The sequence below is a fragment of the Mycobacterium paraffinicum genome, assembly GCF_025822865.1.
Lineage (GTDB): Bacteria > Actinomycetota > Actinomycetes > Mycobacteriales > Mycobacteriaceae > Mycobacterium > Mycobacterium paraffinicum.
Genome location: NZ_JACKUR010000019.1, coordinates 49,574 through 62,273 on the forward strand (window position 1 = coordinate 49,574; position 12,700 = coordinate 62,273).

Annotated in this window: 11 protein-coding genes and 2 pseudogenes; 8 read left to right on the plus strand and 5 right to left on the minus strand. The window is 66.5% G+C overall.

Features of this window, described 5'->3' with window-relative positions; translation table 11 throughout:
* Positions 1 to 11: 11 nt before the first annotated feature.
* Positions 12 to 1,217, minus strand: coding sequence for a CaiB/BaiF CoA transferase family protein (locus H7J89_RS08365; RefSeq protein ID WP_264041269.1), 1,206 nt, complete (start codon positions 1,215 to 1,217; stop codon positions 12 to 14).
* Positions 1,214 to 2,731, minus strand: a complete 1,518-nt coding sequence (locus H7J89_RS08370; protein WP_372513741.1) for an aldehyde dehydrogenase family protein — start codon at positions 2,729 to 2,731, stop codon at positions 1,214 to 1,216. The genes H7J89_RS08365 and H7J89_RS08370 overlap by 4 nt, the downstream gene beginning before the upstream one ends.
* A 280-nt stretch (positions 2,732 to 3,011) precedes the next feature.
* On the opposite strand from H7J89_RS08370, the gene H7J89_RS08375 reads away from it, so the two are divergent.
* The 5 genes and pseudogenes from H7J89_RS08375 (at position 3,012) to H7J89_RS08395 (ending at position 6,953) form a co-directional block, all read left to right on the plus strand.
* Positions 3,012 to 3,713, plus strand: a complete 702-nt coding sequence (locus H7J89_RS08375) for an SDR family NAD(P)-dependent oxidoreductase (RefSeq protein WP_264041278.1) — start codon at positions 3,012 to 3,014, stop codon at positions 3,711 to 3,713.
* A 58-nt stretch (positions 3,714 to 3,771) separates the two neighbouring features.
* Positions 3,772 to 4,002, plus strand: coding sequence for a ferredoxin (locus H7J89_RS08380; protein ID WP_264041288.1), 231 nt, complete (start codon positions 3,772 to 3,774; stop codon positions 4,000 to 4,002).
* A 12-nt stretch (positions 4,003 to 4,014) separates the two neighbouring features.
* A complete protein-coding gene (locus tag H7J89_RS08385; protein WP_264041317.1) occupies positions 4,015 to 5,379 on the plus strand; it encodes a cytochrome P450 in 1,365 nt (454 codons plus the stop codon).
* 194 nt (positions 5,380 to 5,573) lie between these two features.
* Positions 5,574 to 6,383, plus strand: a pseudogene (locus tag H7J89_RS08390) (Rv1363c family protein).
* Positions 6,380 to 6,953, plus strand: a pseudogene (locus H7J89_RS08395) (hypothetical protein). Before H7J89_RS08390 ends, H7J89_RS08395 begins: the two co-directional pseudogenes overlap by 4 nt.
* A 22-nt stretch (positions 6,954 to 6,975) precedes the next feature.
* Here the strand turns inward: H7J89_RS08395 and H7J89_RS08400 are convergent.
* The 3 genes from H7J89_RS08400 to H7J89_RS08410 form a co-directional block, all read right to left on the minus strand.
* On the minus strand, positions 6,976 to 8,151 hold the full coding sequence (locus H7J89_RS08400; RefSeq protein ID WP_264041330.1) for an acyl-CoA dehydrogenase family protein: 1,176 nt from the start codon (positions 8,149 to 8,151) through the stop codon (positions 6,976 to 6,978).
* Positions 8,135 to 9,133 carry an acyl-CoA dehydrogenase family protein gene (locus H7J89_RS08405; protein WP_264041344.1) on the minus strand — a complete coding sequence of 333 codons (999 nt, stop codon included), beginning with the start codon at positions 9,131 to 9,133 and terminating at the stop codon, positions 8,135 to 8,137. The genes H7J89_RS08400 and H7J89_RS08405 overlap by 17 nt, the downstream gene beginning before the upstream one ends.
* A 100-nt stretch (positions 9,134 to 9,233) precedes the next feature.
* Complete coding sequence (locus H7J89_RS08410; protein WP_264041765.1) at positions 9,234 to 9,851, minus strand: nitroreductase family protein; 618 nt, start codon at positions 9,849 to 9,851, stop codon at positions 9,234 to 9,236.
* A gap of 230 nt (positions 9,852 to 10,081) precedes the next feature.
* Between H7J89_RS08410 and pcaC the strand changes: the two genes are divergently transcribed.
* The 3 genes from pcaC (at position 10,082) to H7J89_RS08425 (ending at position 12,693) form a co-directional block, all read left to right on the plus strand.
* Positions 10,082 to 10,462, plus strand: coding sequence for a 4-carboxymuconolactone decarboxylase (gene pcaC, locus H7J89_RS08415; RefSeq protein WP_264041358.1), 381 nt, complete (start codon positions 10,082 to 10,084; stop codon positions 10,460 to 10,462).
* A gap of 8 nt (positions 10,463 to 10,470) precedes the next feature.
* Positions 10,471 to 11,364, plus strand: coding sequence for an NAD(P)-dependent oxidoreductase (locus tag H7J89_RS08420; RefSeq protein ID WP_264041366.1), 894 nt, complete (start codon positions 10,471 to 10,473; stop codon positions 11,362 to 11,364).
* A 237-nt stretch (positions 11,365 to 11,601) separates the two neighbouring features.
* Positions 11,602 to 12,693 carry an amidohydrolase family protein gene (locus H7J89_RS08425; protein ID WP_264041374.1) on the plus strand — a complete coding sequence of 364 codons (1,092 nt, stop codon included), beginning with the start codon at positions 11,602 to 11,604 and terminating at the stop codon, positions 12,691 to 12,693.
* The last annotated feature ends 7 nt before the right edge of the window (positions 12,694 to 12,700 follow it).

Genomic DNA, 12,700 nt, shown 5'->3' on the forward strand with positions numbered 1-12,700 from the left:
CCCTGTAGCACTCAAGTGACGGCGCCGGCCGTCTTGAGTTCGATGATGCGGTCCCAATCGAGCCCGAGCTCCATCAGAATCTCGTCGGTCTGCTCGGCGAATCCTGGGGCCGGCCCGGTCTGTGGCGCTGCGACGTCGAACTGTACCGGGTTGGCCACCAGGTCGAGTTCGCCTGCATGGACAAGGTAGTCGTTCGCCCGGATCTGCGCGTCGTCGACCGCCTGCAAGGTGTCCTGCACGGGCGCCCACGGACCGGCAAGCGTGACAAAGCGTTCGCTCCACTCGGCAAGGGTGCGGGTGCCGATGGCCTTGGTGAGGATTTCCACCGCGTCCGCCGTATTGGCGGCGATGTTTTCCACCGTGGCGAAGCGCGGATCGTCGGCCAGCTCCGGCAGGTCGACGTGCCGGCACACGTCGGCCCAGAACTTGGTGGGCTGCATCATCACGAACGAGATGTAGCGTCCGTCGGAGGTGGTGTAGAGGCCCACCAATGGGTTATTCGGGGCGCCGTGCACGCCCGGCGGAGGCGCTTCCATCCGCTGTCCCAGATGCTTTGTCAGCGCGACGGTGTGTCCCATCGACCACAGGCCGCTGCCCAGCAGCGACACGTCCACGATGGACGCTTCGCCGGTGCGTTCGCGTTTGAGCAGCGCGGCCGCGATGCCGCCGGCGAGGTTGGTGCCGGAGATGGTGTCGCCGTAGGCCGGGCCGGGGGGCGCGATCATGCCGGGCATCCCCGCCGGGGTGATTGTCGCGGCGGTTCCGGCCCTGCACCAGAACGCGGTCATGTCGTAGCCGCCCTTGTCTGACTCGGGGCCGCGCGGACCGAGCGCGCTCCCGCGGGCGTAGACGATCTTCGGGTTGACGGTACGAATGTCCTCGATGTCGATGCCGAACTTCTTCCGGTGAGCGGGAAGAAAACTGGTCAGGAAGACGTCGGAGCGGCGGGCCAGCTCGTAGAGCACCTCCTTGCCTTCCGGCACCGACATGTCCAGGCCGATGCTGCGCTTGCCCCGGTTGGCGTGCTCGATGTTGGGGTTCGGGTCGCCCTCGACGCGCAGCATGCCGGTTTGGCGCAGTCCGCGCTGGGGGTCGCCCGTCACCGCGTGCTCGACCTTGACCACGTCCGCGCCCCACTCGGCGAGCACGGCGCCGGCCGAAGGGACGAAGCCGTACATGGCCACCTCCAGGACGCGGATCCCCTCCAGCGGCCTCATGCCCGGGCCACCGCGGCAGGCACCGCATACGTCTTGCGTTCCAGGAATTCCTCCAGCCCGGCGACACCCATCTCGCGGCCCACCCCCGACTGCTTGAAGCCGCCGAACGGGCTGTCGGCGGCGAAGTAGTTGCCCCCGTTGACCGAGAACGACCCGGCCCTGATGCGGCGCGCCACCGCCAGCGCGCGGTCCTGGTCGCGGCTGAACACCGCGCCCGCCAATCCGTAGATCGAGTTGTTGGCGATGCGCACCGCGTCGTCATCGGCGTCGAACGCGATGACCACGAGGACGGGTCCGAAGATTTCCTCCTGCGCGATCTCGCTGTCGGGGTCGACGTTGGTGAGCAACGTCGGCGCGTAGAAGTAGCCGGGATTCAATCGCTTGCCGCCGGTCACCAGGGTGGCCCCGGCGGCGACGGCCCGCTGGACCATGCCGTCGACCTTGTCCCGCTGCCGCTCGTTGATCAGGGGACCCATCAGCGTCTTGGGATCGGCCGGATCGCCGTGGCGCACCTTGGCGAAGTTCTGCGCGATCAGGTCGACGATCTCGTCGTGGTGCGAGCGGGGCACCAGCAGCCGCGACGTCAACGCGCACCCCTGTCCCGCGTGGGTCACCATGCTGAACGCCGCGAACATGGCCGCGCCGGCGAAGTCGGCGTCGTCGAGCATGATCACCGCCGACTTGCCGCCCAACTCCAGGAAGACGCGCTTGATCGTGTGGCTCGCGGCGGCCATGATCTTGCGCCCGACGGCGGTTGAGCCGGTGAAGGTGACGACGTCGACGTCGGGGCTGGTGGTCAGCGCCTCGCCCGTCTCGGGGCCCGAGGAGGTGAGCACGTTGACCACGCCGTCGGGGATGTCGGTGTGGTTGGCGATCAGCTCGCCGAGCGCGAGCGTGACCAGCGGGGTGTCGGGAGCGCCCTTGAGCACCACGGTGCATCCGGCGGCCAGCGCCGGGGCCAGCTTGGCGAGCGCGAGCTGGTTCGGGTAGTTGTAGGCGATGATCGCGGCGACCACCCCGGCGGCTTCCTTTTCCACCCAGCGGTGATGGAGCATGCCCCGCGATTCGATCTCGCCGAGGTCTTCGGAGAACTGGTAGGTGCGCAGCAGGTCGGCGTAGAAGCGCACGATCTTGATCGGGTCGTCCAGCTGGGCGCCCTGGGTCAGCGCGCGGGTGGCGCCCACCTCGGCGACGGTGAGCTCGCGAAGCTTGGCGTGTTCGACCAGCGCGCTGTGCAGCTGATCGAGGCAGCGGATCCGCAACTCGACATCGGTCGGCCAGCCGGTGGTGTCGAACGCGCGGCGGGCCGCCGCGATCGCCGCCTGGGCGTCCGCGACACTCGCGTCCGGGGCGTACCCGATGACTTCGCCGGTCGCGGGATTGCCGGACGGGAACGTCCTGTCGGTGGTGACCAGTCGGCCACCGATCAAGAGCCGGCGGTCGACGGGTGACTCAGGCGCGGCGTTCTCGATGGTCGCTGTGATCGCAGGCTCTGCCGTGTCCTGGGCAGGCATCCGTACTCCCTAATGTGGTGACGGTCACGATAATTTCATTCTCTTCCCCGGCGAATCTTACATTCGAGTCTCGATAATTCAAGAAACTCTCAGGAATGGGACCCGGCCACTGACCAGCGCCGCAGCCGCCAGCGGGGCGCCGGACGACGCAGTTTGACGCAGGCCAAACACGGTTTCCCAAGTGTGTTGCACGCCGCTTCGGGCTGAGAGTAAGGTTCTCATAATTGTAAGCGAGATTCTTTGTGGCCGAGACGGTCACCCCGGGAGTAGAGGTCTCAACGTGAAGACTGCGGTGGTCACCGGTGGCGGATCGGGCATCGGTCTTGCCGTGGTGCAACGGCTGCGCGCCGACGGCCTCGACGTCGCCACGATCGACCTCCGGCCGTCGGACGACGACCACTCTTTCACCGCGGACGTCACCGACCGATCGCAGGTGGACGCCGCCCTGGCGGCGATCCGCGCCCAGCTCGGGCCTGTCACCGTGCTCGTCAACGCGGCGGGGCTGGATGGCTTCAAGCGCTTCAACAACATCACCTTCGACGACTGGCAGCGGGTGATCGACGTCAACCTCAACGGGGTCTTCCACACCATTCAGGCGGTGTTGCCCGACATGGTCGAGGCGAAGTGGGGGCGGATCGTCAATATCTCTTCGTCGAGCACGCATTCCGGCGCGCCCTACATGAGTCACTACGTGGCGGCCAAGTCCGCCGTCAACGGGCTCACCAAATCCCTGGCACTCGAATACGGCCCCAGCGGCATCACCGTCAACGCCGTGCCACCCGGTTTCATCGACACCCCGATGCTGCGCGCCGCGGAGAAGAAGGGATTCCTGGGCGACATCGACGAAACCATCGCGCGGACCCCCGTACGCCGGATCGGCAGGCCGGAAGACATCGCGGCGGCCTGCGCCTTCCTGGTGTCCGAGGAAGCCGGCTACATCACCGGGCAGATATTGGGCGTAAACGGCGGTCGCAACACCTGAGCGACCCCGGTCGGTCTTCGGCAACGCAAGCCCCAACGAACCACCGCAAGGAGACAACGTGAAGGTCTGGGTAGATCCGGAGCGCTGTCAGGGCCACACCCTGTGCGCGATGATCGCGCCGGAGTCGTTCGAGCTCAACGACATCGACGGCAGCTCGTCAGCCATCGACGAAGTGGTGCCCGCAGAACGGCAGGACCAGGTTCGTGAAGCCGCGCAGTCCTGCCCGGAGCAGGCAATCATGATCACCGGCCTGAGCCGGCGCCCGGGTACTGACCGACGAAATACGTAGGGAGACAGAGCTTTGAGTGTCGACGACGTCGTCAGCGACAGCGACCGCAAGAAAAACACGTACCACTTCGATCGGCATTCGCCGGAGTACCGCTCGCAGTTCAGGGCGATCACCAAGGAGATGCACGCCAAGTGCCCGATGGCCTGGACTGAGACCTACGGCGGGCATTGGGTGGCGGCCGGCAGCCACGAGGTCTTCGAGCTGGCCCGCTGCCCCGCGGTCTCCAACGATCACGACATCCACGGCGAACGCCGCGGCTACAAGGGAATTTCGATTCCCACCGCCAGCCGCGTCAGCGCGGTGCGGGGCGGCATCCTGGAGATGGACGAGCCCGAGCACCGCACCTATCGAACGGTATTGAACCCGTACTTGTCGCCCGCCGCGGTCAAGCGCTGGGAGCCGTTCATCGACGACGTGACGCGCGCCTGCCTGGACGAGCGGATCGAGGAAGGCAGCATCGACTTCGTCGACGACCTGGCCAACATCGTGCCGGCGGTCCTGACGCTGGCCATGCTGGGCATTCCGTTGAAGAAGTGGAACATGTACAGCGAGCCCGTGCACGCCGCGGTCTACACCCCCGAGCATTCCCCGGATATCGAGCGCGTCACCGAGATGCACCGGCAGATGGGGCTCGACATGGTCAACACCATGATCGAGATCCGCGAGAATCCGCGGCCCGGAATCGTCAACGCGCTGCTACAGATGCGCATCGACGGCGAGCCCGCCCCGGATCTGGAAATCCTTGGCAACCTCGGCCTGGTCATCGGCGGCGGCTTCGACACCACCACCGCGCTGACCGCCCACTCGCTGGAATGGCTCTCCGAGCATCCCGCCGAACGGGAACTGCTCAGCAAGCAACGCAAGACGCTGCTGGACCCCGCGACCGAGGAGTTCTTGCGCTACTTCACCCCGGCACCCGGCGACGGCCGGACGTTCTCCGATGACGTCGAGCTCGACGGCACGCAGTTCAAAGAGGGGGAGCGCCTATGGATTTCCTGGGCGATGGCCAACCGCGACCCGGCGGTGTTCCACGACCCGGACGACATCGTCCTGGACCGTAAAGGCAACCGCCACTTCAGCTTCGGGCTGGGCGTGCACCGGTGCGCCGGGTCGAACGTGGCACGCACGGTGTTCAAATCCATGCTGACCGCGGTTCTGGACCGGATGCCCGACTACAAATGCGACCCCGAGGGCACCGTGCACTACGAGACCATCGGCGTCATCCAGGGCATGCGCAAGTTGCCGGCCACCTTCACCCCGGGCCGAAAGATCGGCGCCGGGCTGGTCGAGACGTTGGAGAACCTGCAACGCATCTGCGACGAACAGGAGTTCGCCAGGCCGATCACCGAACGCAAGGAAGCGGCCGTCATCGACTGAGCCGCCCGCTCGGGCCGTTGACTGCCGTAATTTTGTCGAGTAGGCCTGTGCAGCGGGGGCGCGCCCTATATTCGGGCCAACCGCCGAGAGATGGGAGACGCATCTAGCAGTCGGCCTGTTCTCCCTCGTGCAATGGTAACCACGTGAGACGCACAGGAGTCGGTCGATCATGAGGGCGACGGGCAGCGTGCGCGATGGCTGAGGCCAAGAACCCGCCGCAGGATCCGGCCCCCCGAAGGCCGACACGATGGCCTTGATCGAGGAAGCCGAGGCCGAAGCCGCCGAAGCCGAAGCGCTGGCGGCAGCGGCGCGCGCCCGTGCCCGGGCGGCCCGGCTCCGCCGCGAAGCGCAGGCCGCCGAGGACGCTCGGTCGGGCGACGACGACGCGACCGGCACCGGCGAAGCGGAGACCGAGGACGACGTCACCGAAACCGTCGAAGCCACCGACGCCGACGAACCCGAGGACGAAGCGTCCGTCGAGCCCCCCGAAGACGCGGAATCGGAGGCCGACCCCGCCCCCCCCCCCCCCCCCCCCCCCCCCCCCCCCCGCCGCCATCATGCTGATCTGTGCCTTCATCGGCGCCAGCGGATACATGATGTGGGAACGTCACGAAACCGTCGAGCGCAACCAGCGCACCGCGAACTTCATCGCGGGGGCCAAACAAGGCGTCATCAACATGTTTTCCATGGACTTCAACAGGGCCAAGGAGGACGTCCAACGGGTGATCGACAGCTTAACCGGCCAGTTGAGGGACGACTTCACCCAGCGCGCAAAGGATTTCACGACCGTTGTCGAGCAGTCCAAGGTGGTCACGACGGGATCGGTGAACGCGGCGGCCGTGCAATCCGTCGATGGAAACTCCGCGCTGGTACTGGTCGCGGCGTCATCGCGGATCACCAACGCCGCGGGCGCCAAAGACGAGCCACGCAACTGGCGGCTGAAAGTGACCGTGACCAACGATGGCGGGCAATACAAGATGTCGAAGCTGGAGTTCGTTCCGTGAGCGAGGACACCCGCGAGATCGACACCGCCGCCGACTCCGCCACGCCGTCGGAGCGGAGTGCGGGCGGCGACACCCGCGCGTGGCGGAAGGTGAAAGTCGTTCCCGTCGTTCTGATTTTGCTGCTGCTGATTTCCGGTGGTGCGGCGGCGTGGCTGTACTTCAACCAGTACCGGCCCGATAAACAAACCGACGGCGGCGTCGCGAACGGGGTCATCGGCGCGGCGTCCGACGGAACGGTCGCGTTGCTGTCCTACTCGCCCGACACCCTCGAACAAGGACTTCGCTGCCGCGAAGTCGCACCTGTCCGGTGATTTCCTGTCGTACTACAACCAGTTCACCGACCAGATCGTCGCTCCGGCGGCCAAACAGAAGTCGTTGAAGACCAGCGCTCGGGTGATCGGCGCCGCCGTCTCGGAGTTGCGGCCTGAATCGGCGGTCGTGCTAGTGCTGGTCGACCAGAGCACCACCCGCAAGGACAACCCGGACCCGGCGATGGCGTCCAGCAGCGTGCTGGTGAGTCTGGCGCGGGTCAACGGCCAGTGGCTGATCACCAAATTCGACCCGGTCTAGCCAGCCGCATTGTCCGGGCCGGTTAACCCCGGGGAAGCCCGAGCACCCGTTGGGCGATGATGTTGCGCTGGATTTCCGAGGTACCCCCGGCGATCGTCCCGGAGAAGCTGCGGGCGTAGCGCTCGAACCAGCTGGCGAAATAGTGGTCGAGGTTCATGTGCGCGTACGGCCCGGTCAGGCCCGGGTGAACGAGCCCGTCGGAGCCCGCCGACGTCAGTGCAAGCTCCATGCCACGCAACTCGGCCTCGGACCCGAGCAGCTTGAGCACCGAGATTGCCGCCACGTCATCTTCGCCGCGCGACGCACGGGCCAGGGCCACCGAACCGAGCAGGCGCAACGCCTGCTTGTCCATGATCGTGCTGGCGTACTGGTCCCGCTCAACCTCCGTGGTGGGATGGAAGTCGTCGATCATGTTGTCGAGTCGATCGGCGAAGCCCAGCCACATCATCGTGCGTTCGTGCCCCAGCGATCCGTTGGCGACCCGCCAGCCCTGGTCGAGCTCACCGACCAGATTCTCGGCCGGTACCCGGACGTCGGTGAAGAACACCTCGTTGAAATCCAGATCGTCGGCACCGCAGATCGACGGGAACGGGCGGCGCACGAGCCCCGGGGTGTCGGTCGGGATGATCAGCGCGCTGATTCCCTTGTGCTTCGGCGCATCTGGATTGGTACGCACAAATGTCAGCAAGACGTCGGCGTCATGGGCGCCCGAGGTCCACACCTTCTGGCCGTTGACCACGAAGTGATCGCCGTCCAGCACCGCGCGGGTGCGCAACGACGCCAGGTCGGAACCCGCGCTGGGCTCACTCATCCCGAGTGACGCGGTGATCTCGGCCCGCAGGATCGGCACCGCCCAGCGCCGCTTCTGTTCGTCGTTGCCGAACGACAACAGTGAAGCCCCAACGATGTTCACGCCCTGCGGATTGAAGCTGTGGTAGATCCGCCGGCGGCTGAGCTCTTCAAGATAGACGAACTGCTGAATGACCGTCGCGTTGCGACCACCGAATTCCGGTGGCTGGCTCGGCAGCAGCCAGCCGTTGTCGAACAGCAGCCGCTGCCAGTCGCGTGCCCACTTCGGCATGTGGGAGACCGATCGAGGCCTCTCGAGTGTTTCGCTTGCGGGAGGCAGGTTCTCGTCGAGGAAGGCCGCGAACTCCGCCCGGAACTCCTCGACGTCGGAGTCAAAAGTCAGTTGCACGGTATTCCTCCGCGATCCGCGCCCGGTGCTCGGCGGCGCCGCCGAGCATCAGCTCACCGGCTTTGGCCCGCTTCAGCGCGAACTGCAGATCGTTCTCCCACGTGAATCCCATTGCGCCGTGCAGCTGTAGACCGTGCCGGAACACCAGCGACTGGCACTCCCCCGCCGACGCCTTGGCCATCGCCGCCGCGAGCCGGCGGCGAGGATCGTCGGCCGCGATGGTCAGCGCGGCGAAATACGCCAGGGCACGGGCGCGTTCCACCGCGACGTGCATGTCGGCGGCCTTGTGCTGGACGGCCTGGAACGAGCCGATCGGCACACCGAATTGCTGGCGGCTGCCGACGTGTTCGAGCACCAGATCGAGGATGCGTTGGCAGGCACCGACCATCGTGATCGCCATACCCGTCAGGGCGATGTGGTGTGCGCGTTCGGAGTCGACGGTGAGCCGGGCGGTGTCCGGCAGGCGGACTTCGTTGAACGACAGGTCGGCGACGTGCAGGACGGGGTCGAATACCGCGGCGCGGCGCGCCGACACCTGGTTGGACCAGATGATGAACACCCCGGCGTCTGTCACCACCGCGAGGCGGTCGACCCGGTCGCCGTCGAGGACATGGCGGGCCGTGCCGTCCAGCACCCAACCCTCGGCGTCGCGGTGTGCCGCCACCCCGGTGTACACGGCGGTGCCCGACTCGTGCGGGTCGAACTGTTCGGCCGCCAACGGCGCGTACCGGGTCATCGTCGCCAGGAATGGGGTGGGGTCGGTCGCACGCCCCATTTCCTCGAGGACGATGGCCAGCTCGACGGCGCTTTCGGGATCGTTCAGCTCGGTCCAGCCCTGATCGACGTACGACTTCCAGAGCGGGGTGGGGTCGACGCCGTCCTCGGCCACGCCGCGCACCAGCGAGGGCGGGCATTGCTTGGCGACGGCGTCGCGAACGGTCTTCTGCCACAGCCGCTGATCGGCATCGAACTCCAACAGCATGAAGGCCGCCTCCTGTCATCACCGACGCTGCGAGAATATCATTCTCGCACGCGGAAGTAATAATCTCGGAAACGGGTTATGGGGTGCCCGGGTTCCCGGCCTAGACGGTCGCCGCCAGGCCGTCGGCGGGCCGATCCCAGCGGTCGAGCGCCAAGAAGTCCGTGAGCGGGCGACGGCGCAGCGGGCCGTGCTTGCCCTTCGGCCAACCGACCACGACGTGGCCCGCCACCAACCAGTCGTCCGGCACGCCGATCGCCTCGCGCAGCAGTCGTTCGCCGCCGTAGGACGCCCAGCTGGTCAGGCATGCCCCCAGGCCCTGGGCGCGCGCCGCCAGCAGAAAGTTCTGCATGGCGGGAAAGATCGATCCGCCGAGCAGGAGTTCCGACGCCGTGGGGTAGTGCTGCTGGGCGAACAGGACGGAGGTGAACTCTCCCGCCCGGTCATGCAATTCGTAGGTCGCTCGGTAGGTGCGGGCGCGGCGGCTGTTGTCGTCGTCGGCGGGGCGGGTCATTCCGTAGACGGGCTCGATCACTTCCAGGGCGTGGGCCGCCGCGTTGGCCACCACGGCGCGCAGCTCGGGTGAGCGCAGCACGACGAAGCGCCAGCCCTGCGCGTTGGCGCCCGACGGGGCCCACCTCGCCGCTTCGAGGCACCGCGCCAGGGTCGCATCGTCGACCGGCTCGTCGGTGAAGCGCCGGATCGTCCGCGCGGTCGACATCGCTTCCCAGACGTCGCTGCTCGCTCCGGTCACGACTTCTCCTTTGCAATCGCGTTGCAGCACAGGCTGACTCGATCTGACGAAGCCTGGCCGGCGTCAAGCGTGCGCTCGCGAACAATCCTAAGATCGCTCATCGACCCTCGACTGTAGACCGCGGGGAGGAGTCGCGATGCGAGACTGCGTCAAGGCGATTGCGAGCGCCAACGCCTCCACGACGAAGGAGAAGACCATTGGATCGCGAAACCTACCAACGGGGGCTGCACGTCCGCTCCGAGGTGCTCGGCGAGGAGTATGTCAACCGGGCCCTGGCCGACGCGGACGACTTCACCCGGCCCCTGCAGGATCTCGTCACCGAATACTGCTGGGGCGCGATCTGGGGCCGCGAGGAGCTGCCCCGGAAAACGCGCAGCATGCTCAACCTGGCGATGATCTCGGTACTGAACCGGCCCAATGAATTGCGGACGCACGTCAGGGCGGCGCTGACAAACGGCGTCACCCGCGACGAGATCCGCGAGGTCTTCCTGCAGGTGGCCATCTACGCGGGCGTGCCGGCCGCGGTCGACAGCTTCCGCATCGCGCGCGAGGCCTTCGCTGAACTGGACGAGGGCTAGGGCCGGACATGGAGGTCGGATTCGTCGGGTTGGGAAACATGGGTTTTCCCATGGCGCGCCGCTTGATTGAGCGAGGCCACGATGTCGTCGCCTTCGACACGCGTGCCGCGGCGCTCGAGCGCGTCGCCGCCTTGGGGGCGCGCCCCGCGGCATCGGCGAGAGAGGTTGCCGATCGCACCGAGACCGTTATGGCGAGCCTCCCGACGCCGGTCGCCTCACTCGAGGTGGCGACGGGTGCGGCCGGCGTGATCGAGGGCGCAAGAATCAAGCGCTATGTCGACCTGTCCACCGTCGGCGGCCGCACGGCAAGGCAGATCTTTGACCGGCTTGCCGAGCGGCACATCGCAGCGATCGACAGCCCGGTCAGCGGCGGCGTCAGCGGGGCGGAGAAGGGCACACTCGCGGTCACGGTGTCGGGGCCGCGCGACGAATTCGACGTCATCCGAACCGCGCTCGAGGCGATCGGCCGGCCCTTCTACGTCGGAGACAAACCGGGGTCGGCGCAGACGATGAAACTCGCCAACAACATCTTGGCGGCCAACGTGTTGGCCGCGACAGCCGAGGTCGTCGTGATGGGCGTCAAGGCCGGTCTCGACCCGAGTGTGATGATCGAGGTGCTCAACGCCGGCTCGGGTGCGACGAGCGCGAGCCGGGACAAATTCCCCCGCTCGATCCTCCCCCGGACGTTCGATTACGGCTTCGCGACCGGCCTGATGGTCAAGGACGTGCGTCTGTACCTCGAGGAAGCGGAAGCGCTCGGCGTGCCAACTGACGTCGCCACAACGATCGCCCGCCTCTGGGAGACGACCGCCGATGACCAGGGCCCCGACTCGGACTTCACGACGGTGATCAAACCGCTCGAGAAGGCAGCCGGCGTGATAGTGGGCAGGTCGCCGGCCTAGCCGGCGCTCCCCCGGTGATAGAGGCGATGGCCGCTATCCAGGAGAGGGAGAATGGTATTATCGCTATTTAAGAACCGTACTTGCACGAGGGCCGCGAAAGCGCTCTCTACCAGGGACTTTGATTAAACGAAACGCTTACCGGAAACCCGTTGATTGGCCCCCGAGAAGAATGTTAGGTTATCTATCATATGACCCGGCTGGGTTCGCTCTGGGTGCCCGAGTCGAAGGATGGCTTTCGTGATCGAACACGCTGACGGAACCAGCACGCCGCTCATCGACGCGAGCGTGCACATCTTCTTTCCCTCCAATAAGGCGCTGCGGAAGACCCTGCGTGAGCCGTTCAAGAGCCGGGGCTTCCCCGATTACGAGATGGACTGGTACGGCGCTCCGGGCGGTGAGTACGCGCCCAATACCGAGGGCCCGGACCGGCAGTACCCCGGTTCCGATCCGGATTTCGTTGCCAATGAACTCTTTTCGAAACGCGGGGTCGACATTGCGGTCCTGCACCCGATGGCCCGCGGCATCATGCCGGACCGGCACCTGGGCAGCGCGCTGCACGCCGCGCACAACGAAATGATGGTGTCGGACTGGTTGGAGTCCAGCGAGTTCGGCGAGCGGTTCCGTGGCACCATCCGGGTGAATCCCGATGACATCGCCGGCGCGCTGCGGGAGATCGAGAGGTGGCGTGGTCACCCTCGGGTGGTCCAGATCGGCGTTCCGCTGCAATCCCGCGAGCTCTACGGCAAGCCACAGTTCTGGCCGCTGTGGGAAGCCGCGGTCGACGCCGGGCTTCCCGTTGCCGCGCACATCGAAGTCGGGTCGGGCATCGCCTTTCCGCCGACGCCCAACGGGAACACCCGTACCTATGAGCAGTACGTCAGCTTCATGGCGCTGAACTACGTCTATCACCTGATGAACCTGATCGCCGAGGGAGTGTTCGAGCGCTTCGACGGCCTGAAATTCGTCTGGGGCGACGGCGCGGCGGACTTCGTGACGCCGTTCATCTGGCGGATGGACACGTTCGGCCGGCCGCACTTGGAGCAGACACCGTGGGCACCGCGGATCCCCAGCGACTACCTGCCCGGTCACGTGTATTTCGTTCAGGGCAGTCTCGACGGTCCCGGTGACACCGAGTTCGCCGGCGAATGGTTCGGCTTCACCGGCAAGGACGACATGGTGATGTTCGGCTCCAGCTATCCGCACTGGCAGTGCGGCGATATCAAGAAGCTTCCCCGCGCCCTCTCCGCCGAACAGCGCGAGAAGCTGTGCTGGCGCAACGCGGCGCAGCTCTACAACATAGACATTCCCGCCGGGGTGCGCGCACAGTAGAAGTACG